Below are 22,821 nucleotides of genomic sequence, written 5' to 3'. Positions count from 1 at the left end.
CGCGATATGACCGAGGAGCGGCGGAGAATGCCCGGCCCCGGCGGCGTCCCGGTGTTCAGTTATCTGGAAGGCGTCCGCGACGGCCGCCCCTGGGCGTACGCGATCGAGGACGTCGGCCGGGGAGCCGCCGACGCGATCACGTCGCGGATGCCCGGCTGGGCGGTCTCCGCGCCGGTCGATCTCGGTCAGGCCCTGCTCGACCGAGGCGCGCGGCTGCTGCGGCACATGCACGTGATGCGGTGCGATCTGCCGCTCGCCCGGCCGGTCACCGACACCGCTCCGGACGGCTTTCTGATAGTCCCCTGTGATCGGCCGCCCGCCGAGATCCTCCCCGCGTGGTTCGCGGCCTACCCGCCCGGCCATCCCGACCACCGCCCCCGCGACCCCGAGAAGGCGTTGCAGGAGGAGCTCGTTCCGCTCCTCGGCGGCGAGGAGATCGGCCCCCTGCTTTCCTGCAGCGTCCTCGCCGTGCGGGACGGCTCTCCTGGGACGGGCGAGGTCGTGGGGGGAGTTCTCGTCACCGGCTCGAACCGGGGACCGTGGATCGCGGACGTGTTCCGGCATCCGGACCGGTCGCCGCGAGGTCTCGGCGCGCTCATGCTGTCGGTCACCCTGGCCCGGGCCGGCGCGGCCGGGCTGGACGGCATGGGCCTGGCGGTCACCGAAGGCAACCCCGCCCGCCACGTGTACGAGAGGCTCGGTTTCCACGTCGTCGAGACCGTGATGACGGTAGCGATCTGAGCCGAACCGCCGGGTCGCCACACTTTCATCGCCGTGACCGCGAGGGCGGAGGCCGGCTTCGGCTTCCGCCTCCCAGACGGCGCCCTGATCGGGAGCCCCAGGAAATGTAACCGACGACCCACGGGCCCCTTCGCGGGAAGTCTGAGGCTCGGCTACATGTCGTCCGGCAACAGCCGGAATGCCTTGTGCGGTGTCAGAGGGCGCACCGCCCGGAAATCACGCCGGTCCAGCGTGAGCATGGCGTCCGTCCGGAACTCCGCGGCCAGCACGACATTGACCGCGTCGGCGAGGTCCAGGTCCATTGATGCATAGCGGTGCCGCACCGCACATGCCGCCTCCAGGACTTCGGTCGAGACTTCCGGGACCTGAAAGCGCAGACGCCGCGCATTGGAGAGGATGAAGGCGATGATCTGCACCCGAGCGGCAGAGCCGAAACGGACCTTGGCCAGGTGATCGACTTCCGCCAAAACCAACGGAGAGATGACTACGGTCCCGGCCTCACGGAGAATGCTCTGACACTCGGTACTCTCGGCCGCATTCCTATCAGAGGCGGCGATGATGCCGGAGGTGTCCGCGATGACGATCACCTGTTGGCAGCTCCCTTGGCCACCACCGAGGTTATCTCTTCGTTGGTGACCGGCTCGCCGCCGCCTACGAAGGTCGGCCAGTCCAACGGCTCGTCCCACACACGGTTCGCCATTGCAGCCAAGTGGATTCCCTCACGGATGATCTCCGCCTCCGGAATGCCCCTGCGCTTCGCCGCCTCCTTGATGAGGGCAAGGTCCTCAGGATCGGCGTAGACGTTCGTCCTCTTCATAGACATGTACCAACGCTAACACACGTACCGGGTCGACCAGGGGGTACGGCGGGTGACCCGTCTCGACTCACCGGCCCTCCCGTTACCGATTGTGATAAGTAGATTGCCGACAGCAATCATTCGGGGGGAAGTCCATGAACGTATCTCGATCTCGCGCGTACCTGGCCGGCGGTCTCGCCGCCGCCGCGGCGGGTGTGGTGGCCCTGGCCCTGACGGTCGTCCCGTCGGTCGCCGAGGGCGCGTCGGGCAGCGCCGGCGCGCGCACCAGGCCGGTCGCCGACCCCTCGCCGAAGCAGCAGGGCGGCCACACCGTGCTGACGTGCGCGATGAGCACGAGCGCCGCCCAGCCGATCACCGCCGACCCCGCGGTGGGCAAGGAGGCCCGCGCGGTGACCGCCAAGGGCGTCCTGACGCTCACCGGCTGCGTCTCTCCCGACAAGAGCTTCCCCAACCTCCGCTCGGGGACGGTCACCCTCCAGGGCAGCGCGCAGGCGTCCTGCACCGGCCTCCAGAACGTCGCCGGCACAGGCACCGTCACCTGGAAGGACGCCCAGGGCCAGAAACTGGGCACCTCCACGATCCGGCCCAACATGGACGGAATCGCCTCGTACAACCCGGGCGACATGATGCTGGTCGGCGAGGTCACCCAAGGGAAGCTGAAGGGCAAGCGGATCGCCGGGAAGGCCGCCCCCACCTCGGACATCGGCCAGTGCTCCACCAAGGGCGTGAGCAGCGTCCAGGGCAGCGGCACCGTCGCGTTCATCGCCGTCGACGCACCCAAGTAGCACACAGGTAGCACACAGGTAGCGCAGTCAGGCGGGACCGGGTCGGAGGAGGTGGCGCATGCCGTCGGATGAGCCCGTGCTGCGGGTGCGGGACGTACGGAAGGGCTACCGGGGTGGCCCGGTCCTGCGTGCGGTGAATCTCGATCTGCCGCCCGGCCGGGTGGTGGGGATCGTCGGGGAGAACGGCGCGGGCAAGACCACGCTGCTGCGCGTCCTCGCGGGCGACCTGCGGCCGGACGGCGGGTCGGTGCGCCACCGCGGGCACATGGGTCACTGCCCGCAGGAGACGGTGCTGCACGAGGCGTTCACGGTCGAGCAGCACCTGCGGTTCTTCCAGGTCGCCTACGGCCTGGAGAGTCTGCGCCGGGCCGAGGAACTGCTCGACGCGCTGCGGTTCTCCGGCTCCCGCCGGGCCCGCCCCGCCACGCTGAGCGGCGGCACGCGGCAGAAGCTCAACCTCGTCCTGGCCCTGATGCACGATCCGGACGTGCTCCTGCTCGACGAGCCCTACCAGGGCTTCGACTGGGAGACGTACGTCCGGTTCTGGGACCTGGCCGAGGAACTGCGCGCGCGTGGCCGCTCGGTGCTGGTCGTCTCCCACCTCGCGTACGACGCCGCGCGCCTCGACACGCTCCATCGGCTGGAGGGCGGCGTGCTGCGGGTCGCGGACAGGACCGGTGCCGCGTGAGAGGTCACTGGGCCTGCTACGCCACCGCCGTGCGCATGACGTTCGTGGAGCATCTGCGCAACCGGCTGGCTCTCGTGATCATTGTGGTCTTCATCCCGGTGTGGGCGATCCTCATCTACGCCCTGTCCCTGGAGGTCGCGCTCCCGTTCCACGTACGCGCCGCGGCGCGGGTCGTCGCCCTGCCGGCCAACGTGCTCAACCAGCTCGCCGGGGCGCTGCAGATCCTCGCGTTGATCACCGGGTTCATGATGTTCGTGACCACGTTGAACTCGGCGTCCTTCGATCGCCGGCTGGTGCGGTCGGGCTTTCCCCGGCTGTGCCTGATCGCGGCGAAGCTCACCGCCCTGGTGGTGGTCGCGCTCTGCGTCGCGGCGTACGCGACCGGTCTGATCTGCCTGACCCATCGGCCGGCGCAGCCCGTGCTGCTCGCCACCGCCCTCTTCGCCGGGGCGCTGATCTACGGCGGGATCGGCATCGTGCTGGCCGCCGTGCTGACCAGCGACCTGGCCGGCCTGGTCCTCGTCACCGTGATCTGCTCGGTCGATCTGGCCCTGCAGAGCCCCCTCGCCACTCCGGCCGCGGCCGGCGCCCTGGTGCGTTACCTGCCCGATTACGGGCCGATGCAGGGGGCGGTCGCGGCGGTGGCCCTGGACACGGTGCCCTGGAGCGCCGTCGCCCCCGCCGTGTGCTGGGCCGTGGGCACGGCGCTCTTCGGTGTCTCCGCTTTCGCCGGCCGCACGCGCGTACACCGGCCGGTGGGCGGGCCGGCCACGCTTTCCGCCTGAATCCCCCGTCAGGAGCATCCATGACAACTGAGATCGTTTCCCGTGTCTTTCCCGCCCTGGAGTCCGACCTGGAACGGGTGCGCGAGATCGTCGGCCTGGCGGACGTGCCGAGCCGCGCCGATCTGACGGCGCTGACCAGGCAGCCGGCCGGTCACCGCCACCTGATCCGGCCAACCTTGGCCCTGCTGTCGTACTACGTGCTCGCCGGCCCGGAGCGGGCCGCCGGCGTCCGTGCCGTCAAGGCCGCGGCGGCCGTCGAGCTGCTGCACATGGCGTCGCTGCAGCACGACGACGTCATCGACGACGCGCGGCAGCGCAGGGGCAGGCCGAGCGTCAACAGCGTGTGGGGCGCACGCCTGGCGGTCCTGGCCGGTGACCTCCTGTTCGTCAGCGGCAGCCGGATCGTCGCCGAGCTGGGCGAGCGCGAGGCACTGGTGTCCGCCGAGGCCGTCCAGCGCATCTGCTCGGGGATGATCGCCGAGACCGCCGACCGCTTCCTGCTCTCCCGCACCGAGGAGGCCTATCTGGAGGTGACCGGCGCCAAGACGGCCGAGTTGCTGTCCCTCGCCTGCCGGCTGGGCGCCATGCAGGCCGGGCGGGACCCGGAGGCGGAGGAGGCCATGGCGCGGTTCGGCTGGCATCTCGGCGTGGCCTACCAGGTGCGCGACGACATCCTGGACCTGACCGCCACTCCCGGAGAGCTGGGGAAACCCACCAACTCCGACCTCGTCGAAGGCGTCTACACACTCCCCGTGATCAGGGCCCTGGCCCGCGACCCCGCGCTCGCCCGGCTGCTGCGTCGCGGTCTGCCGACGGCCGAGGCCGAGCGCGCACGGCAACTGGTCCTGTCCTGCGGAGCCGTGGAGGACGCCCGGAAGGTCGCCGGCGAGCAGGCGGAGGCGGCCCTTCTGCGGCTGGAGGGCGTCGGCGATCCGGAGTCGCGAGAGGCGGTGGCCGACTACGTGCGGTCGGTCGTGGGCTCCGTGAGACAGGCCGGCCCGGCTGCCGTCGCCGTGCCCGCGCCCGCGCCCGCTTCGGCCCCTTCCCCCGCTTCCGTTCAGGGCGACGTCCTGGTCCGGGTGGTGCAGGAGCGGTTGGACGCCTGGTTGCTGGACTCCGGGCTGGCCGCCACGCGGGAGGAGAGCCGTCACCCGCGCTGGAGCGGCATGGCCGCGGCCACCGCGCTGATGTGGCCGGGCGCCGACGCCGAGCAGCTCGAAACCCTGGCCCGGTGGATGCTGGTGTGCGTCGTGCTCGACGACCTCTTCGACGAGCCGGGTCTCGCCGACCACGCGGAGTCCGCCCGGCTGCGTCACCGGCTCGCCCTCCTCATCGGCGGGCTCGACGACACCCCGCCGACCGGTGGCGCGGTCGCCACGGCCCTGGCCCAGGCGTGGGAGCGGATCCGCCTGATCCAGCCGCCGTCATGGCGGACGCGGGCCATCGGCCACCTGCTCGACTGGCTGGACGCGGCCGAGCGCGAGGCATGCCACCGGCTCAGCGGCTACGTCCCCAGCCTGCGCGACCAGTTCCCGCTGCGCCTGGGGAGCGCAGGGGTGCCCGTCTTCCTGGACGCCTTCGAGATCACGTGTGGCCGGGAGTTCGAGCCGTCCGTACGCGATCACCCGCTTCTGCGGCGGTTGCTGGACCTCGGCTCGGCCACCGTGCTCGCGGAGAACGACCTGCGGACCGTGGACCAGGACGAAGCCACCGGCAGTCCCTACAACCTCGTCAGGGTGCTCCGCCACGAGACAGGCTGCACCAGGCAGGAGGCGATCGACGAGGTGACCCGCCAGGTCGAGGACGGCTACGCCCAGGTGGACGCCATCCTCACGTCCGGGCCGACCATCCTGCGGCCCGCCTCGGGTGGCGTGGGCTCGGGTGGTGGGGGCTCGCTGCCGGTCATCGGAGTCCTGCGAGTCGTCAGGGATCGGCTTGCGGGCTGGCGCGCCATCCACGACATCGACCGCTACAGCTCGTCGGCCACCGACAGCGGGACGCACCTGGCCCGGCTGCGCCGGGAACTCCTGCTCGAACACGCCGAGGCCCGCGTGGCGCGCTGATCCCGGCCCGCTTCATATCGGCCCGCTGGTCCCGGGCCGCTCATTTCGGCCCGTTCTTCTCAGCCCGTTCTCCCCGGCCCGTTCTTCTCAGCCCGTTCTTCTCAGCGGGGTGCCGGGACCTCAGCCGGATCCGTCCGCGGCGAGGCGGTCGAGCCATTCGCCGAGCACGTGCCGTTCTCCGTCGGTGAGAGCGGTGGCGTCCGGGAGCGCGGCGCGCAGCGCCATCGCCGCCGCGGCGGGTCCGGGGGTTTCGACCACAGGAGCGGCGGTGGTGATGGCGGCTATCGCCGCGTCGCGGGCCACCTCGGAAAGGCGCGGGTCACGCCGTTCCTCGGGCAGGGCGAGCAGCGTGAAGACCGTGCCGCAGCCCGCGGCGTGCACGAGGTCCGCCGCCAGGCGCTCGCCCACCTTCAACCGGCCCGCGGCGGCGATGGCGCGGATGCGCTCCCCCAGCATGCGGAAGGCGGCGACGGCGGCGGGCGACTGCCGTCCCGGCGTGGGAGCGCCGTACATGAGCGAGAACAGGGCGGGGTTCGCCAGCCCGAAGCCGACGTGCAGCTCCCATCCGGCCCGCAGCGCCTCGACCGGCTCGTCGGCCGGCGGGCTCGCCTTCTTGTCCTGCAGATATGAGCTGAAGCCATACTCGGCGACCGCGTCGAGCAGGCCCTCCTTGTCGCCGAACAACCGGTAGATCGTCGGCGCCTGGGTTCCCGCCGCGGCGGCCACCGCTCTGGTCGAGAGGGCGTCGCGCCCGCCGCTCGCGAGCAGCCCGGCCGCGACCGACACGATGTGCGCCCGCGTCCTGTCCCGGCCGCTCGCCGCCTCGTTTTCCGGATCGCTCATGCTTCCAACGATATCAGCGTGTTGCTATCGTCGATTTTCCAGTGTTAGCGTTTAACCGATATCAGCGATAGCAAGGAGTGAATCATGATCATCATCACCGGAGCGACCGGTCAGCTCGGCCGAGGCGTCGTCGAGCGCCTGCTCACCCGTCTGCCCGCCGACCGGATCGGCGTCAGCGTCCGCGACCCCCTCAAGGCCCAGGACCTCGTGGACCTCGGCGTACGGGTCCGTCAGGGCGAGTTCGACGATCCCGCGAGCCTGGCGTACGCGTTCGAGGGCGCGTCGCAGGTGTTGATCGTCTCGGGCCCGGCGGACGCCCGCCCGCACCGTACGGCGATCGAGGCCGCCACCGCCGCGGGGGCCGAGCGGGTCCTCTACACCAGCCACATGGGGGCGAACCCGGCCTCCCCCTTCGTCCCGATGCCGTCCCATGCCGAGACGGAGCAGGACCTGGCGGCATCCGGGGTCGCGTTCACCGCGCTGCGCAACGGCTTCTACGCGACCACCGCGGTCCATTTCGTGCGTCAGGCATTGCAGAGCGGCACGCTCGTCGCCCCCGAGGACGGCCCGGTCTCCTGGACGGCCCACGCCGACCTCGCCGAGGTGGCCGCCGTCGCGCTGACGGAGGAGGGCCGGCTCGACGGGATCACCCCGCCGCTGACCGGTCCCGAGTCGCTCGACCTCGCGGACGCCGCCGCGATCGCCGCCGACCTGACGGGACGCGAGATCACCCGCGTCACCGTCCCGGACGAGGAGTGGGTCGCCGGCATGGTGTCGCACGGCACGCCCGAGCAGCAGGCCCGGTTCTTGCTGGGCATGTTCGAGGCGAGCCGTAAGGGGGAGTTCGCCGAGGTCGGCCCCGCCCTCGGGGAGCTGCTCGGTCGTCAGCCGGCCACGTTGCGCGAGCTGCTGGCGGCCACGCTGACGAACTGAGCTGTGCGGCGTCCGGCCCTTCTACGCCTGATTTCGCGACTGGTCCATCTACGACGTGACCGTTTCCGCACCGTCTCCACACCGTCTCCGCATCGTGTCCGCATCGTGTCCGCTCGCTGCGTCATTCTCTGCGTGTCTCCGCGTGTCTCCGCGTGCGGTAAGAGCCGAGCCCCCGCTGCCGGCGATCCGCGGCATTATGAGGAGAAAATCCCTTCAGGCGGCCTCGTTTCCCGGGCCGATTTCCCTTTCGGAACATCCGGCGACCTCATCACAGCCAGATATAAAGTGTGATGAAAACGCGTGAGGAGGCCGAAAATGCTGGTCGAATGGCTGTCAGCGGTGGCCGCGGCCGGCGGAACCGCGGTGGTGCAGGCCGCGGACACGGACATGTGGGTAAGCGTGCGGCAGCGGGTGGCGCATGTGCTCGGCCATGACGATCCCGGACGTGAGCGGACGGAATTGATGCGGCTGGATCTGACCGCGACAGATCTCGCCTCGCTCGCCCCGGGGGAGGCGGCACTGATACGGGCCCGGCAGGAGGCGTCCTGGACGGCCCGATTCGAGATGCTGCTGGAGAGTCTCGGCGAGGCCGAACGCGAACGGGTCGCCTGCGAACTGAACGACATCGCCGACCAGGCGCGCCACGCATCAGTGGGGGGCGTGCCGAGGAACGTCTTCCGTGGACCGAGCTCGACGGCCTGACCAGCCGATGACCTGACCGCCAATGACCTGACCGCCGATGACCTGACGCCGGATGACCTGACCGCCCAGATCGAAGCTCATCGACCATCGGCGGTGGACTCCCTGAAGGTCGACGGCGACCCGCGTCTGTTCGACCTGCTCCAGGCCTGGGACCCGGATCAGTAGGACCCGGCTGCCGGGAGTCGCCCACTCTCGGATCAGGCCCTGGAGGGGCGTTGTCTCCGGGAGCCGTCGGCCGCTATCGGGAAACTGCGCAACGACAGAGCACTCGGCGGAGGCAGGGCCCCGTGAGCCGCCTCGGCGCGGAACGACTGGAGCAGATACGCCACCAGGCGCCGGGACGCGGCACTGTCATGCGGCAGCGCGGTGACCAGACCACAGTGGGCCAACAGGGCCACGGCGAGGTCGGAAGGGTGGAAATCGGCCCGCAGCGCGCCCGCCGCCTGGGCTCTGCGGACCAGGACCATGAGGTCCCGCTCGACCCGCCCTCGGGCCTGCGCGTGTTCCATCATGCTGTGCGGGAAGGCCGCGACGAACGCGGCGGGGAAACCCTGCTCCTCCCGCTGAAGCTCGCAGACCGTCTCGACCAGCCGCTGGAAGCCCTGCCAGGGGTCCGGGTCGGCCAGCGCCTCGGTAAGCGCCCGAGCGCAGGTCTTCATCTGCTGCGCGAACGCGGCCCGCACCAGGGCGTCCCGGGTCGGAAAACGCCGATACAGCGTCGCCACACCGACCCCCGCCCGGCGGGCCACGGTCGCCATGGGCGCGTCGATCCCGTGCTCGGCGAAGACCGCACGGGCGGCGACGAGGATGCGGTCCAGGTTGCGCCGGGCGTCGGCCCGCAGCCCCGGGCCCGCGTTCCGAGAGGATTCCTGCACCACTGTCTCTCACTTCCTACCTAAGCGGACGATCGCGTCCAGTTAGGAGCCTACGCTCGGGGCCGGATTCCCCGTACGGCCACTGATGGCGAAGGTGAGAACGATGGACGATCGCACGATGAGAGCAGTGCTTTTCGACCGCTACGGCGGCCCCGAGGTGCTGTACGTGGGCCGGGTGCCACGCCCTGAACCGGCGCCCGGCGAGGTGCTCGTGCGGGTGCGCGCGTTCAGCGTCAACGGCGGCGAACTGGCGGCCCGTGCCGGCGACCTCCGCCTCCTCACCGGACGGAAGTTCCCGCAACGCGTCGGGTTGGACTTCACCGGCGAGGTCGCCGCGCTCGGCGCCGGCGCGACGGGTGTCGCGGTCGGCGACCGGGTGTGGGGCGTCCTCGGCCGCACCGGATTCGGCAGCGCCGCCGACTATGTGACCGTCCGGGCCGAGCGGCTCGGCCGGGTCCCGGACGGGCTGGATCTCGTGGAGGCCGCCGCACTGCCGGTGGCGACCACGGCCATCACGGCGCTGCGTGACAAGGCCGGAGTGCGCCCCGGCGAGCGACTGCTCGTACGCGGCGCCGCGGGCGGCGTCGGCAACGCCGCCGTCCAACTCGGAAAGGCCTACGGGGCCGAGGTCACGGCCCTGGCCCGCGCCGCCAACCTCGACTTCGTCCGAACGCTCGGCGCCCACCACGCCATCGACCACCGGAGCGTCTCGCCGGCGGAACTGGGCCCGTTCGACGTGGTCCTCGACACCGCGGGCACCGACCTGCGGGCCTTCCGGCGCCTGCGGTCGCCCGGCGGCCGCATGGTCACCATCGCCTTCGACCAGACCAGGCTCGCCGCCTCACTCGGCTACATCGCCGCCAGCGCCGTACACGGCCGCGGCCGGGTGCGCTTCTTCAGCGGCAACCCCAAACGGGCGCTCTTCGACGACCTCGCCCGTGAGGTGGCGGAGGGGAGACTGCGCCCTGCGGTGGACACGTGCTTCCCGCTGGAGGAGACAGCGGCGGCGCACCGCGCGTTGGAGGCGGGCGGGGTGCGGGGCAAGTACGTGGTCAGGGTCGACTGAGTGCGGTCCGGCCGAGGGGGTGGCGCTGCGCCGACTCGCTTCTCGGCTCACTTCTCGGCTTACGTCTCAGCGGAGCCGGCCTTGCGGAGCCGGGAGCGTACGGTGCGCCGGACGATCGGGCCCATGTCCTCCAGGACGGCGACCAGGCCGGCGAGCTGCTCCAGGCTGTCGAACGCCTGCTCCGCGCCGTCCTTGTCGACGCCCTCGTACAGTTCGAGGCCGACGAAGGCGGCGGCGGTGGCGCGGGCGAGCCCGGCGACGTCCACGAACTCCGCGAGCGGGCTGCCGGCCAGCACGCGGCCGAGGACCTCCTCGATCTCGGTGACCCACATGCCGAGGCCGGCAGCGGTGGCGGGGGCGAGTTTGTCGTCCATCTGGCTGCCCGCGAGCATCTGGGCGAGCACGGTCAGGTTTCCCGCGGCGCGCTCGTCGGCGTGCAGGGAACGGCCGAGGTCGAGTAGTTCCTTCAGGGTGTTCACGGCCGCGAATCGGGCCCGGTAGACGGCCACCCGCTGCTCCGACCCGTGCCGCAGGGCCGCGGCGAGGAGGTCGTCGACAGTGCCGAAGTGGTAGAAGACGAGCGCCTGGTTGACCCCGGCGGCGGTGGCGATCGCCCGCGCCGAGGCCCCCGCGATGCCCTGGGTCCGCAACGTCTCCAGAGCCCCTTCGAGCAGCCTCGTCCGGGTGTCGCCCATCGTCTCCCCCTTCGTTCCTCTTCGCGGCTTCACCGTAGCGGCACGTGTTCGGCCATGGCCGCGCCCGGCGGCGGTCAATAGGATCCGTAGTGACCTGACCTTCCGGACATCCCAGCGGGGGCGTTGTGAACGGCGGCAGCGAGGCGGGGGACTTACCTGGGCAGCATGAGTCCGGCCTGCGCGCCGGTGACCCGGCCCAGGTGGGGCCTTACCGGCTGGTGCGCAGGCTGGGCGAGGGCGGGATGGGCACCGTCTACCTGGGCGAGGCACCGGACGGCACACGCGTGGCGGTCAAGCTGCTCCACCACACGATCGCCGCCGACCCCGACTTTCGCCGCCGGTTCCGCCGCGAGGTGGAAGCGGCCAAGCGAGTCGCCCGCTTCTGCACCGCCGCCGTCCTCGATGCCGAGGTGGACGGAGAAACCGTCTATCTGGTCACCGAGTACGTCCCAGGGCCGACCCTGCGGGAGGCCATCGAACGGGACGGACCGCTACGCGGCTCAAGCCTGGACGGGCTCGCCGTCAGCATCGCGACCGCCCTACGCGCCATCCACGCCGCCGGCATCATCCACCGCGACCTCAAACCCGGCAACGTCCTGCTCTCCCCCATCGGCCCCAAGGTCATCGACTTCGGTGTCGCCCACCTGACCGACATGGCCGGACACATGAGCAGCGCGGTCGTCGGGACACCCTCGTTCATGTCCCCAGAACAGTTCGACGGCGGCCCTCTCACACCCGCCTCCGACATCTTCGCCTGGGCGAGCACGATCGCGTACGCCGGCACAGGCCACGCCCCCTTCGGCAACGGACCGCTCCCCGTCGTGCTCAACCGAGTCGTCAACGGGGAACCCGACCTGACCGGCCTCGACGGACCGCTGGGCACGCTGGTGGCACGCGCCCTGGCCAAAAACCCGGCACAACGACCGGCCGTTCAGGACATCCTCGACACGCTCACCGGTTCTTCGGCACCTTCGGTCGCCACTCTTCCCGGGGGTGGCGGGAGACGCCGCCGCAGCCTGGTGATTGGGACCGGGGTGGGCGCGCTTGCCCTGGTCGCGGCGGTGACCGCCACCTGGCTCGGCACCTCGTCGGGCCCCGCCGCATCCGGCTCGTCCGCCACCTCATCCGCCACCTCGGCTGCCACGTCGGCTGCCACCGTGGCCGCCGCGCTCCCGTCCGCTTCCGCCGCCGACACCGGCGGCAATCCGCTGCGGGAGCCCGCCGTAGGGTTCGCGTACAAGCAGGAGCCCGACCCGCAGCGCCAGGCGGACGCCTGGGAGGCGCAGGGCAGGAAGGTCGACGCCGCGCTGATGCGCGCCCTCGCCGCGGTGCCACACACGGTGAACCTGAACGGACCGGCCACCGAGGCCGAGGACACCGTCAGGTCCACGATGCGGCTCGCCGCGGCCCACGACGCCGTGCCGGTGTTCCTCACGGATTACATCCCGTTGACGGACTGCTCCGATCGCGGGGCGCCGAACGAGCAGGAGTACCGCGACTGGATCGACCAGGTCGCGGCCGGCATCGGCGCGGGCCGGGCGGTGGTCGTGCTCGAACCGAACAGCCTGACCAAAGTGCCCGGCACCGACAACTGCCCGACAGGCGGCACCGCGGGGACCGCCGAGCGCTACCGCGAGCTCGGCTACGCCGTCGACCGCCTGGGGGCGCTGCCGCACACGGCCGTCTACCTCGACGGCGGCATCCAGGGTTGGCCCGAGTCCGTCGCCGATATCGCCGATCGGCTGGTCAAGGCCGCGATAGGGCGGGCTGATGGCTTCTATCTGAACAGCTCGGACTTCCAGGACACCGACAGCCTCCTCCTATATGGGGAAAGGCTCTCCCGCTGCGTCTACCTCGTCGCCGCCAAGGGCGGAAGCGCGTGTGCGGACGCCGAGATCGACGCCGTGCCGGCCGACGCGCCACTGACCCACTTCGTCATCGACACCAGCCGCAACGGCAAGGGCGTGTGGGATGCCCCCGAGGGCAAGTACGCCGACCCCCAGTTGTGGTGCAACCCGCCAGGGCGGGGCGTCGGCCCCCGCCCGACCACCGACACCGACAGCGAGCTGGCCGACGCCTTCCTGTGGATCCGCGATCCCGGCCAGTCCAACGGGCGGTGCCTCCGCGGCGGCTCCGGGCCGGAGGATCCGGTGCATCACCAGGTGGACCCCGTTGGCGGCACCTGGTGGCCCGCCCTCGCCCTCGAACGCGCTCGCAACGCCGTGCCCCCGCTGCGTTGAGCTCACAGGCGTGCCTCTTCGCGCCGCGGCATCACCGTAGCGGGCACGCCGTGCTCGGTGACGTCGACGTAGTGGACCTGGAAGGCGCCCCAGTAGCCGAACATGGGGCCCAGCCTGGGGTGGGAGACCGTCACCCCGATGCGGAACTCCCCCGCCTCGTCGTCGTACGACTCCCGGACCACGGCGGTGCCGGTCATGAGTGCGGGGAGACGGCAGGAGAGCCGGCCCTCGTGGAAGCGGAACCCGCCGGACCGGATGACCAGGCCCCCACGCTCGTCCACCTGGAAATCCAGGTCAACGGCCAGGTGCTGGTGCGAGCCCAGGTAGTCGATGATGCCTTTGGCAGGGTCGTGCACCATCTGTGCGTCGAACCGCCGGGGGCGGCCGGGCAGGTCGAAGGTGCGGACGAAGCTGACCGTCTCCCGGCCGTACGTGTCGACGTACGGGTAGTTTTCGATGGTGAACGGCACCTGCCGGCCCTGCGCGGGGACCAGGATGTTGCGGGTTCCGCCGAGGGCGAGGAACGGCCGGGTGAATCCCGCGTGCCAAATGTGCTCCATGACCCCCGTGCCGACGCAGGCCCGCCCGCCGACGACGCTGACGCCGAAGCGTCTTTGGAGTTGCGGGTGCAGGCGGGCGAAGTCCGCGCCGAGGGCACGTTGGAAGATCGACGTCATCGGGTCTCCATCAGGGTGTGCGGGGGTTGCACCGTCTGCCGGTCGGGCGGACGGCGCAGGCAGCGGCGGGCCGCCGGGGTCGACGGCAGCGGCGGCAGGAGAATGGCCGCCGCTCCCACGAGGCAGGCGACGGCGGCCGGAGTGGTTGTGACGGCGATGGCGGTCGCGAGGGTGCGCAGGCAGATTTCGGCGAGGGCCTGCCACAGGGAACGCTCCGGCGTACGGCCAGTTTCCAGCCAGAGGCGGAGCCGGTCGAAGGACCAGGCCGTCGCCCAGCCGATTAACGGCCGGAACACGAGGTCGACGGCCCTGCCCCAGCCGGGGCGATAGCCGTACCGAGTGATGAAGCGCACGCCGTCGTCGGTGGGGACGTACCGCCAGTAGCCGGAGCCGGAGCGGATCAGCGAGAGCGGATGGTCCGAGGCGAACCGCAACGCCGACGTCCTGCCGCCGGTGTCGTGCCGGTCCCCCGTCGTGATGCCGATGCCGTTGATGACAAGCCCGGGCAGGAGCTTGAAGGCGTACCGGAACCACTGCGGCCCGTCGTCGGCACGCGGCAGGCAGTCGATCTCCGTGAACCGCAGATCCCACCGTTGATGCAGCTCAGGCCGTTGCGTCCACTCCCAGAGGGCGTCCATGTCAGCCCTGATCAGGCACTCCACGTACACAAACCGAGCCATGCACACCCTCCAGCCATTGAGCGTTCGCTCAAACTTGAGCGTAGGCCGATTTGAGCAGACGCTCAAGCTTCCTGGTCAGGGCATCAGCACTGGTCGTTCACCCCTGACTTTCCGAGCGATGGCGATGCCGGCATCTCACGCATGCACTCCCGACTGACGGATGACTGCATCAGGGTGGCCGCGCCGCTCAGGGAGGCTGCTCCTGACATGGCCGCACCTGTTTGGTTCTGTCCTCGACAGACGGCCTGATCACATCGTCGAGGTTCAGGCGGACGCACCGGAAGAGATCGATGGTCTCATGTTGCGCTATGACCTGCAGGAGATGAACGGGCTCAGCTTGAGCTTGCCCAGGTCACGGCGGGACTGGCTTGATGCACGTGCGCTTGAGGAGCGCCACGAGGAGTTCCGGCTGACGGCGTAGGTCAGCTCGACCGCTGGCCAAGCGAGACGATTATCTCTGCGGACAACCACAGGTCACGAATGCATCCACGGCTTCCCCCCTTCCCTAGCACCGAAGTGTTCGCCAGAATGCCGGCATGGCGAAGGTCAGGGAATTTTTCGAGGACAAGAAGGGCTCTAGCTCGCACCCCACGGTCGTGGACTGCGGTTATCAGATGGTTCGCACAAGCGAGGGCGTATTCTTGCAGCTCAGCACCTATGGGTCGGACCAGCGGCAGACTCAGAAGAAGACCAGCCAGACCCTCCAGTTCGATCGCGAACATGCTGAGCAGCTCCTCCGCCTGATCATTTCCACCTTCCCCGACCTTCGAGGAACGGCGACGGGAGAGCGCCCCTAACCTGCGACCTGGCCGTCCAGGCGCTGCGTACAGCCTGCCAAGCACAACTCGTTCACGTAATGAGTGACGCAGTAGTAGCGCCGACCTGCTCCTCGGCCGCCCGATAGATTTCGCCCCTGCGAGGCAGCACTGTCTCCACCCGTAGGGGACATGGCTCATGTCATTCAACGGCTGATGACAGTCACTCAGCGTGCTCCGCTGAGTAGACAGCGCCCACCGTCTTCCGCACCCCGCAGTTTGACCGCTACCGCACCGCACGGCGGAGGCAGTCCTTCCACCCGCGATGCCTGAGCCGGTTGAGCCCCCGGCCGGTCGCACTACTACGACAGTTGCGACGTTACCTCTCTGTTATCAAGAGAAGTTGCCGCCTATGCAGCACTTACGAGCGGGCGATTCATCCCCATAAGGCCTACTTTCGCGCGGCTATTGACAAGAGGTAGCATTAGTTCGGGTTGTGCATCAGCGAGGCGGTCGCTAAAGTGCCGGGGCAGGCCTGATCGGTGTTGAGCACGGACACAGGATGGCCTTTCAACCGAGAAGCCGTCCCGATAGGCCATCAGATATGAACCTCAAGGCACGGAACCTTTGGGGCGCTCTCGCCACAGCTGGGCTGGCCGTTGTTGTGAACCTCGCCACCGAGTGGAAGCACAACCTGCTTGCATGGGTTGCAGTACCTGTCCTAGCAACCCTGGCGGTATTACTCGAACCGACGATTGACAAGGGGAGACGGCACCGGGCAACCAGCCACCATAGGCAGCCACTGCTACTTGTCCTGCACTGGGAGGAGCGGAACGGAAACGCACGCAGGACAGTGTCAACAACCAGCGAAAAAGTTGCGACCGAGTTCCTCAGGCGCGTTCCTCCTCCGCTGGAGACCCCTCTCGATTCAACGAAACCCCAGCTCAAGCACCTTTAGACAGGGAGATTCCCATGGCCAAGTCTCGCTTCCAGTACGAACTTCCGGATCACCGAGTTGAGTATGGCGTTGAGGTCGAAATCGACTCACTTAAGATCGATGAAGATGCACAGCGCGGGCTCAATCAGAAGCGGGCGAAGGGCATCGCTGACACCCTCATCGTGGACGCTCTCGGCTCTATCGTGATCTCCGAGCGTGGTGACGGCAACCGGTACGTGGTTGATGGCATGCACCGCACTGAGGCCTGCAGACTCCGAGGTCTTCGGACAATCAAGGCAGAGATTCACTATGGCCTCAACCAGCAACAGGAGGCGACTCTTTTCCTCATCAAGAACAGGGAGTCGGCTAAGGTCAGCACGCTGGATGAGTACAAGGTCGGTTTAACCGCCGGTGACGCTCTCTGCGTGAGCGTCGACCAAGTACTCAAGAGCCATAACCTTGGTCTGGGTTCAAGCTCGACGAACAGCGTCGGCGCAGTATCGGCCGTACTGCGTATCACCAAGCAGTACGGCTGGGAAATCCTGGACCGAACCCTGACGGTGGTTGAAGCAGCCTGGGGTAGAGACAAGGAGTCCTGGGATGGCGTAATCCTGGGGGGCGTAGCCATGTTCCTTCACCGCCATGGCGCCAACGTCGACGACTACGAACTCGCAAAGAAGATGCTCAAGCGGGGGTTGGCGGCACGCTGGCGCTCCGAAGCGTTGACGCGAGCTTCAAACGGCGGCTATAACAACAGCGGCACTGGGTCGAGGGAGAGCCAGTGCTACCAAATGGTCGTCGAAAGTTGGAACAAGGGACGAAGCGCCGCCAACCGTGTCGGCTAACCTGATTAAATGACGGTCCGCCGGGCAAGCGCGTAGCCCGACGGACCGTTCCATACGGCAGAGGAACCCAATGAAATCTCTGCGGGGGCGCCAGTTCCATATATGGTCGGGTTGTCCTGGACAATAACGTTGATACGGTCTGTCGTCATCGATCAATTTGATAGGTGACGACCCAGGACCGCGATGACGGGAGCGGCAGGCTGTTCCGCTACTCGACGACTGTCACGTGAGGCAACGGCGTCGAGCATCGGCGTCAGGACCTTCGCTGGACGCGCTCCTAGGGCGACCGCCGCAGGGCGGGAGAGCATATAGCCGAGCGTCACGGGTGATGGGCTGCATATCCGCCAGGCGTTCCAACGCCTCGGCGATCGGCACGACGAGCCGCTCCTCTGTGATCTCGTCCGTCAACCCGACGATGATGGTCGTCAGGTGCAGCCCCTCGTACGACACGGGGTCCAGCCCCGTGAATCCGGCCAGTCGTCGATGGGCCTCGCTCGCTATCGCCCGGACCTCTGGGTGATCGCCCAACAGGACGTGCCAGTAATCCAGCCCTTCGGGAGGGAGCATCTCTCGTTTCTCCCAGCGGTGAGCCAAGAACTTCGGCGAAGAGCTTAAGTGTCTTCCCTGGCGCCAACCACCCCAACGGCGGCTGAGGTGACCTCGCCGGAGCGCGCTGCGTGACGGCAACCAGCAAGAAGAGGCATGGATTAGACCGCGCTGAGTTCGGCGGACGATACTCATCTCGCTTTCGTGTCTAGCCAGATGTCGCGGCCGGCCGACCACAGCTCGTCCACGTGGTAGGCGAAGCGGTCGTAGAGGCCGTCGTCTTGGTGGCGCTTCAGGTGCAGGAGCGGCGAGTCGTGGCCGACTAGCTTGGCCAGGTGCGGGGTGACGAGCATCTCGTCGTCGAACTGGAACGCCGACAGGGCGATGTGCTCATCACCGAACCGCGCCTCAATTCCCGGCACGTCCTTGAGGTGATCGAGCTCGGCTAGCGTGATACGGATCCGAGTGGACACCGTGAGCGGGACCGCTTCGGCTTCCTCGCGGCGGCGGGTTACCTCGCTGTCGGGGTCGCCGATCAGAAAACGAACGCGGCAGCCCTGCTCAGCTTTGCGCTGGAGCACTTTTGCCAGATTAGGGTGCTCAAGCCAGAGAAAGTAGTTCGTGTATCCAGCCAGCGTGATTGTTGACTTCGCCTCGGTGATGAGCGCCCGCCACACACTCTTCGGGCAGGCTGATCGGTAGGGGTAGACCGACACCACTTCCCGATCGGGGCCGGTCTTGACCGTGTTCCTTATCGCCTCGGGCCACAACACGGACTCATCCACTCCCAACGCTGCGGCAGCGGCCCACCGATGGCGTGGGTGCGGCACGCGTGCCTCGTCAGCCAGCCAGCGGGACACCGTCTTAACGTCCACCTCGCACCGGAATGCGAGGTCCCTTTCGGTAAGTCTCGCACCGGACATGGCTTGGCGTAGAGAGTGATTGGTCATCGGCGACCTCGAATCGGGGGACGTTGAGGACGTATCCCGACGGTAACGCAGAACGTCCCGCACGTCCCGAGAACGCGGTGTGAATGCCCTGACACGCTAGGTCACGCTGTCGCCATGTCCACGACGACAACCTTTGAGGATCTGCAGGCCGCGTTCCCCCGCTGGACGATCTGGCGGAGCTCAGCGGATCGCCTATGGGCCACACGTAATCAGCGACTCACCGACGCGCAGTTGAGTCACGGGTTGAGCCACACCATCGACGCTGACGACGCCGACCAACTCGTTGCGCGGCTCCGCGACCAGGAAGAGCTCGCCGCAGGGTTGTCGCCCCAGTGAGTGGCGGCGTATCTGCCCTCCGAGCATCCGCCGTCCGGGCGCTCGAGTCTCTGACCCAGGCGGACTCCACCTGTCCCGGGTTGCATGTGGCTCCGGAGCAGCCGGGGCGTGTCGCGATTCGGTGGATGGGCGAGACCAGGCGCAGTGTCCGGGCCCGGGTTGTCGCCCACACCTGCGACCACTGCTCGCCGCTGGCGTACGAGCTGTGCGCGTCGGGCGGGGTGCTGTTCGTCCGCCGTACGCACCGAAGCGGCGACCAGCCGAAGACCAGGGAGAGCGAACGACTGCCCGATGCGCGGGCGCGTCGCATGTGGATGGACCTGCTGCTCGGCAAGGCCCGATAAGGCCCACAGGGCGCCCGCCCTGCGCACCGTCCAAGGCGGGACCACCGACAGGAAGGCGCGCCATGGAGCTGTACGACCGCGACCTCGCCGGACTGCGCTTCCGGCGGCTGTGCGGCGGCAACCAGCAGGAAGAGGGCATGGAGTCCTGCGTCGAGCTGGCCCCGATTCCGGGCGAGGCCGACGCCTTCGCCCTGCGTGACAGCAAGAACCCGGATGCCGGGACTCTCCGGTTCACCGGTGCCGAGCTTCACGCGGCCAGCCTGACCACACTGTAGGAGCACGGTGGCCCCTGCCCGGTGATAGCGGGCAGGGACCACCCCCACTCTACGGAGCGCCATGCACCTGCACTGCTACGTGTGGAGCGGCATAGGGGCGGAGCTGCGCAACGAGGCCGAGCGACGGCCGCCGCTGCCGCCCGCCGACCCCGGCCCGTTCACCGGCTCCCCGCTGCCGCCGATGCGTACGTGCGACTGGCTGCTGAAGCCGGCCCGCCGGATCGACGCCTCCCCGGCCTCGCCCGACGACGCGCTCGCCTGGCTCGCGGAGCGCTACCGGTCGATGGAAGGCTCCTTCCTCCGCCCGGCCGACGAGGCCCGGATCGGGCTGGGGTTCCGCCTGGAAACCGCTCGCGAGGCACTTCGCAACGGCGTGGACGTGCAGTGGGGCATCTGGCTGACCGGCGGCCGGTTCCTCACCTGCGGCGTGGTGTGCTGCTCCCCCAACCGCCATGCCGACTACCGCTGCCCCGCCTCCTGACCCTTCTGATCAGTCCAGGACGAGGAACTGCTTGCCGTCGATCAGCTCACGGACCGCGTCGAGGTGGCCGGCGTGGGTCGCCGTCTCGACGAGGACGTGGAGGATCGCGTGACGCAGGTCCTGCGGCGGCCGGTCGTCGCGGTAGTCCGGCCACCAGCGCGGCGCCTGGTCCGGGTCGCTGGAGGCGATCACCTCGTCGGCGCGCGCCGTCTCCTCGCGGTAGAGGTCGAACACCTCCGAGGCGGGCCGGTCGCCGGGCACCTGCCATGCGTCCGTCGGGGTGGCGAACCAGGCCACCGCCTCGGGGTCGCCGCCGAAGACCGCGCGGAACCAGAAGCGCTCCACGTCGAGGGCGAGGTGGTTGACGAGGCCGGCCGGGGTCCAGGCCGACGGAAGGACCGGGCGCCGGAGGTCGGCCTCGTCCAGACCGTCCAGGATGTCGAGGACGTGCTGCCGCTTCCAGTTCAGGTAGCCGAGGAGGGAGGAAACCTCACTCGATGCCGGTGACGGGCTCACTTGCGATCTCCCCTTCGGTCAGTCTGTGGCGAGGGCGTCCAGCAGCCTCTGGAAGGCCGCGCGGTCGCCGGTGATCTCCAGCGGCTCCCCGGCCTGGTCGAGCGGCGTTCCGTCGATCACCAGGGCCTTGAGGACGGCGGGGTCGGTCCGCAGCGCCGCGTCCTGCCGATCCGGCTCGCCCCGGCGGATCGCGAGTTCGCCGCCGGACACGCGGAGGGTGAAGACGTCCCCGCCGACGTCGACCAGGAATGTGGCGTCGAGGTCGCCCAGCCGGGCGGGCTCCAGGTGGCTCTTCACAGCGAGCATCAGCGAATCGGTCCCCAGAGGCGTCGTCGTCTCCTTCAAGGGGGAGTGACGACCCCATCGGCCCAGGTGCACGAGGATCGGCTCCAGGTCGTGGCCCCACTCGGTGAGCTCGTAGACCCACGCCCGCGCCGGCGGGCCCAGCCTGCGCCGCCGGATCACCCCGCCCTCCTCCAGATCGCGCAGCCGCTGCGAGAGCACGGTGGGACTGGCGTTGGGCAGGCCGCTCTGCAGGTCGCTGTAGCGCTTCGGGCCGAAGAGCAGATCCCGGACGATCATCAGCGCCCAGCGCTCGCCGAGCAGGTCGAGAGCGCGCGCGGTGGCGCAGGGATCGCCGTACGTGCGTGCCGTGCTCACCCGCCCATCCTATTCATCCCGGAGCGGATGCTTGCTTTCCCGTAGTGCAACGCGTGGGTGAGGCGGCGACGGTCCACCACAGCTTCACCCACAGGGCAGCGGTCAGCCGGACAGCCCCGCCGGGGAGCTGTGATACGCCTCGACGAGCCATTCGCCGCCGCGCCGCACGAGCGTCCAGGTCGCCAGCTCCCAGCGGTCGGCCGGGGGCTCCACCTCCCCCGCGAAGGTGGTGACGCTCCGTGTGACCACGACCGCCACGTCCGGGCCGAGGAACCGGACGGTTTCCGTCGTGTGGATGCGCCTGGACCCCTTGAGCGGCCCCGCGAAGGCGGCGCCCATGGCGGACCGGATGCCGTCCCTGTCCCGCAGATGGACCCCGGGCAGGATCACGGTCGCGTCCTGCGCGTACCGGCCGACGAACGCCCCGGCGTCACCGTCCGACCACGCGGCCGACGTCGCCTCGAACAGGGCCCGTATGGCGCGCTCCTCGGCCTGCCCGGAGGCGGCCTCGTGAACTTCCGAACTCATTCCATCCTCCAGAAATAAAAGCGGTCTAGAACACCAGGAGTGGTTTGCCTCCGTGGCCGGGCGCCTCGGCCAGGCGGACCGCCTTCAGCACGCGCTCCACGGGGATCGCCTGCCCCTCGGGGACGGTCATCGCCGACTTCTCGACCAGCGCGATCACCTCGCCCAGCTCGCGGCGCGCGACCTGGGGAGGCGTGGTGGCGAACCAGCGCGAGAGGAAGAACCCGCGCATACTCCTGCCGCCGAAGATGATCGCGTCGGCGGGCACGGGGATGCCGAGCATGGCCGGGTCGGTCTGGCGGTGCGTGGACAACGCCCCGTAGACCACGAGTTCCCCGCCCGGGGCCAGCGCCCGGAGGACGTCGGCCCCCACTCGCCCGGCCACGCAGTCGATCGCCTTGGACATCGGGTGGGCGGCAGTGAGCTGGGCCAGCCGTTCCGGCAGGTCCTCGTCTTCGGTGCAGACCACCTCCGTGCCGCCGAGAGCCCGGATCCGGTCCACCGCGGCCCGGCGGCGCACGACGTTCACCGTGCGGAAGCCCAGTCGGCGTGACAGGTCGAGGACGAGCTGCCCGACCGTGGAACCGGCGGCCGTCTGCACGAGCCAGTCGCCGGGCCCGAGGCCGAGCCCGGTGACCAGCAGCCACGCGGTGAGCGGAGAGACGATCAGCTGGGCCGCGGTGGAGACGCTCAGCGAATCCGGCACCGGAAGGACCTGCGCGGCGTCCGCGACCACGAACTCCTGCCAGGTTCCGGTCACACCGACCGTCGTCACCCGCTGCCCGAGCCGCAGCCCGTCCTCACCGTCCTCACCGTCCTCACCGTCCCCGGCGCCCGGCCCGAACGCGGCGACGGTGCCGGCGCACTCCAGTCCGGGCACGGCCGGGAACGGCGGCGCGTAGCCGTACCGGCCTCGGATGACGTGCAGGTCGCCGGCGTGCACCGGCGCCGCGTCCACCCGCACGAGGACCTGTCCCGGTCCGGGCTCGGGCACCGGCACGCGGCGAACCGTGAGCACGTCGCCCGGCTCGCCGACCTCCCGCGCGACCACGGCCCGCATC

The 22,821-nt window shown here is 69.5% G+C and carries 27 protein-coding genes; 15 read left to right on the top strand and 12 right to left on the bottom strand.

The genetic code is table 11. The features are described from left to right. The first annotated feature begins 6 nt into the window (after positions 1-6). Positions 7-741 (top strand): GNAT family N-acetyltransferase, encoded by a 735-nt coding sequence (locus tag FLX07_RS09595; protein WP_142569659.1) that lies wholly within the window; start codon positions 7-9, stop codon positions 739-741. A gap of 152 nt (positions 742-893) precedes the next feature. Here the strand turns inward: FLX07_RS09595 and FLX07_RS09590 are convergent, their stop codons facing one another. Beyond that, entirely contained in the window at positions 894-1,328 is a 435-nt protein-coding gene (locus FLX07_RS09590) for a PIN domain-containing protein (RefSeq protein WP_142569657.1), read from the bottom strand. After that, positions 1,325-1,564, bottom strand: coding sequence for a ribbon-helix-helix domain-containing protein (locus FLX07_RS09585; protein ID WP_142569655.1), 240 nt, complete (start codon positions 1,562-1,564; stop codon positions 1,325-1,327). The genes FLX07_RS09590 and FLX07_RS09585 overlap by 4 nt, the downstream gene beginning before the upstream one ends. 128 nt (positions 1,565-1,692) lie before the next feature. Here FLX07_RS09585 and FLX07_RS09580 point away from each other — a divergent pair, with 128 nt between their 5' ends. From FLX07_RS09580 to FLX07_RS09565, 4 genes are read left to right on the top strand one after another with little or no spacing between them, the layout of a single operon-like run. Then, on the top strand, positions 1,693-2,343 hold the full coding sequence (locus tag FLX07_RS09580) for a hypothetical protein (RefSeq protein WP_142569653.1): 651 nt from the start codon (positions 1,693-1,695) through the stop codon (positions 2,341-2,343). 58 nt (positions 2,344-2,401) lie between these two features. Then, the gene (locus FLX07_RS09575; RefSeq protein ID WP_142569651.1) at positions 2,402-3,031 is read left to right on the top strand and encodes an ABC transporter ATP-binding protein; all 630 of its coding nucleotides are present in this window, start codon (positions 2,402-2,404) and stop codon (positions 3,029-3,031) included. Then, positions 3,028-3,816 (top strand): ABC transporter permease, encoded by a 789-nt coding sequence (locus FLX07_RS09570; protein WP_142569649.1) that lies wholly within the window; start codon positions 3,028-3,030, stop codon positions 3,814-3,816. Before FLX07_RS09575 ends, FLX07_RS09570 begins: the two co-directional genes overlap by 4 nt. Before the next feature lie 20 nt (positions 3,817-3,836). Continuing rightward, positions 3,837-5,879 carry a polyprenyl synthetase family protein gene (locus FLX07_RS09565; protein WP_142569647.1) on the top strand — a complete coding sequence of 681 codons (2,043 nt, stop codon included), beginning with the start codon at positions 3,837-3,839 and terminating at the stop codon, positions 5,877-5,879. A gap of 120 nt (positions 5,880-5,999) precedes the next feature. Here the strand turns inward: FLX07_RS09565 and FLX07_RS09560 are convergent, their stop codons facing one another. Next, positions 6,000-6,722, bottom strand: coding sequence for a TetR/AcrR family transcriptional regulator (locus FLX07_RS09560; protein ID WP_142569645.1), 723 nt, complete (start codon positions 6,720-6,722; stop codon positions 6,000-6,002). Positions 6,723-6,806: 84 nt separating this feature from the next. On the opposite strand from FLX07_RS09560, the gene FLX07_RS09555 reads away from it, so the two are divergent. Next, positions 6,807-7,655, top strand: a complete 849-nt coding sequence (locus FLX07_RS09555; RefSeq protein WP_142569643.1) for an NAD(P)H-binding protein — start codon at positions 6,807-6,809, stop codon at positions 7,653-7,655. A 315-nt stretch (positions 7,656-7,970) separates the two neighbouring features. Beyond that, positions 7,971-8,357 carry a hypothetical protein gene (locus FLX07_RS09550; RefSeq protein ID WP_142569641.1) on the top strand — a complete coding sequence of 129 codons (387 nt, stop codon included), beginning with the start codon at positions 7,971-7,973 and terminating at the stop codon, positions 8,355-8,357. Positions 8,358-8,554: 197 nt separating this feature from the next. On the opposite strand, the gene FLX07_RS09545 is transcribed toward FLX07_RS09550, so the two are convergent. Beyond that, positions 8,555-9,235 carry a TetR/AcrR family transcriptional regulator gene (locus tag FLX07_RS09545; RefSeq protein ID WP_229689549.1) on the bottom strand — a complete coding sequence of 227 codons (681 nt, stop codon included), beginning with the start codon at positions 9,233-9,235 and terminating at the stop codon, positions 8,555-8,557. Positions 9,236-9,350: 115 nt separating this feature from the next. On the opposite strand from FLX07_RS09545, the gene FLX07_RS09540 reads away from it, so the two are divergent. Next, the gene (locus tag FLX07_RS09540; RefSeq protein ID WP_223853048.1) at positions 9,351-10,298 is read left to right on the top strand and encodes an NAD(P)-dependent alcohol dehydrogenase; all 948 of its coding nucleotides are present in this window, start codon (positions 9,351-9,353) and stop codon (positions 10,296-10,298) included. Between the two features lie 59 nt (positions 10,299-10,357). Here FLX07_RS09540 and FLX07_RS09535 read toward each other — a convergent pair whose 3' ends face one another. After that, entirely contained in the window at positions 10,358-10,993 is a 636-nt protein-coding gene (locus FLX07_RS09535; RefSeq protein ID WP_142569637.1) for a TetR family transcriptional regulator, read from the bottom strand. 125 nt (positions 10,994-11,118) lie between these two features. On the opposite strand from FLX07_RS09535, the gene FLX07_RS09530 reads away from it, so the two are divergent. Continuing rightward, the gene (locus FLX07_RS09530) at positions 11,119-13,233 is read left to right on the top strand and encodes a glycoside hydrolase family 6 protein (protein ID WP_142569635.1); all 2,115 of its coding nucleotides are present in this window, start codon (positions 11,119-11,121) and stop codon (positions 13,231-13,233) included. 2 nt (positions 13,234-13,235) lie between these two features. On the opposite strand, the gene FLX07_RS09525 is transcribed toward FLX07_RS09530, so the two are convergent. Then, positions 13,236-13,910 carry a DUF4166 domain-containing protein gene (locus FLX07_RS09525; RefSeq protein WP_142569633.1) on the bottom strand — a complete coding sequence of 225 codons (675 nt, stop codon included), beginning with the start codon at positions 13,908-13,910 and terminating at the stop codon, positions 13,236-13,238. Then, complete coding sequence (locus FLX07_RS09520; protein WP_142569632.1) at positions 13,907-14,590, bottom strand: hypothetical protein; 684 nt, start codon at positions 14,588-14,590, stop codon at positions 13,907-13,909. The genes FLX07_RS09525 and FLX07_RS09520 overlap by 4 nt, the downstream gene beginning before the upstream one ends. Positions 14,591-15,126: 536 nt before the next feature. Between FLX07_RS09520 and FLX07_RS09515 the strand changes: the two genes are divergently transcribed. After that, positions 15,127-15,387: a hypothetical protein gene (locus FLX07_RS09515; RefSeq protein WP_142569630.1), complete on the top strand. Its 261-nt coding sequence runs from the start codon at positions 15,127-15,129 to the stop codon at positions 15,385-15,387. Positions 15,388-16,317: 930 nt separating this feature from the next. Continuing rightward, a complete protein-coding gene (locus FLX07_RS09510) occupies positions 16,318-17,127 on the top strand; it encodes a ParB/RepB/Spo0J family partition protein (RefSeq protein WP_142569628.1) in 810 nt (269 codons plus the stop codon). Positions 17,128-17,864: 737 nt separating this feature from the next. Here the strand turns inward: FLX07_RS09510 and FLX07_RS09505 are convergent. After that, complete coding sequence (locus FLX07_RS09505; RefSeq protein ID WP_223853047.1) at positions 17,865-18,596, bottom strand: DUF5919 domain-containing protein; 732 nt, start codon at positions 18,594-18,596, stop codon at positions 17,865-17,867. Between the two features lie 141 nt (positions 18,597-18,737). Between FLX07_RS09505 and FLX07_RS09500 the strand changes: the two genes are divergently transcribed. From FLX07_RS09500 to FLX07_RS09485, 4 genes are all read left to right on the top strand, one after another. Then, positions 18,738-18,959: a hypothetical protein gene (locus FLX07_RS09500; RefSeq protein ID WP_142569624.1), complete on the top strand. Its 222-nt coding sequence runs from the start codon at positions 18,738-18,740 to the stop codon at positions 18,957-18,959. 125 nt (positions 18,960-19,084) lie between these two features. Then, the gene (locus tag FLX07_RS09495) at positions 19,085-19,303 is read left to right on the top strand and encodes a hypothetical protein (RefSeq protein ID WP_223853046.1); all 219 of its coding nucleotides are present in this window, start codon (positions 19,085-19,087) and stop codon (positions 19,301-19,303) included. A gap of 62 nt (positions 19,304-19,365) precedes the next feature. Next, a complete protein-coding gene (locus tag FLX07_RS37600; RefSeq protein ID WP_142569622.1) occupies positions 19,366-19,578 on the top strand; it encodes a DUF397 domain-containing protein in 213 nt (70 codons plus the stop codon). A 61-nt stretch (positions 19,579-19,639) separates the two neighbouring features. Beyond that, positions 19,640-20,059, top strand: coding sequence for a hypothetical protein (locus FLX07_RS09485; RefSeq protein ID WP_142569621.1), 420 nt, complete (start codon positions 19,640-19,642; stop codon positions 20,057-20,059). 9 nt (positions 20,060-20,068) lie between these two features. Here the strand turns inward: FLX07_RS09485 and FLX07_RS09480 are convergent, their stop codons facing one another. The 4 genes from FLX07_RS09480 to FLX07_RS09465 form a co-directional block, all read right to left on the bottom strand. Further along, positions 20,069-20,575, bottom strand: coding sequence for a DinB family protein (locus FLX07_RS09480; protein WP_142569619.1), 507 nt, complete (start codon positions 20,573-20,575; stop codon positions 20,069-20,071). Between the two features lie 18 nt (positions 20,576-20,593). Then, the gene (locus FLX07_RS09475) at positions 20,594-21,235 is read right to left on the bottom strand and encodes a winged helix-turn-helix transcriptional regulator (RefSeq protein ID WP_142569617.1); all 642 of its coding nucleotides are present in this window, start codon (positions 21,233-21,235) and stop codon (positions 20,594-20,596) included. A 102-nt stretch (positions 21,236-21,337) separates the two neighbouring features. Beyond that, positions 21,338-21,763 (bottom strand): SgcJ/EcaC family oxidoreductase, encoded by a 426-nt coding sequence (locus tag FLX07_RS09470; protein WP_142569615.1) that lies wholly within the window; start codon positions 21,761-21,763, stop codon positions 21,338-21,340. A 25-nt stretch (positions 21,764-21,788) separates the two neighbouring features. Continuing rightward, a complete protein-coding gene (locus tag FLX07_RS09465; protein WP_189104906.1) occupies positions 21,789-22,820 on the bottom strand; it encodes a zinc-dependent alcohol dehydrogenase family protein in 1,032 nt (343 codons plus the stop codon). Position 22,821: the final 1 nt, after the last annotated feature.

It is taken from the genome of Microbispora bryophytorum (assembly GCF_006874465.1).
GTDB lineage: Bacteria > Actinomycetota > Actinomycetes > Streptosporangiales > Streptosporangiaceae > Microbispora > Microbispora bryophytorum.
Note: the sequence above shows the minus strand (reverse complement) of the source record. Positions and strands in the feature narration are given on the sequence as shown.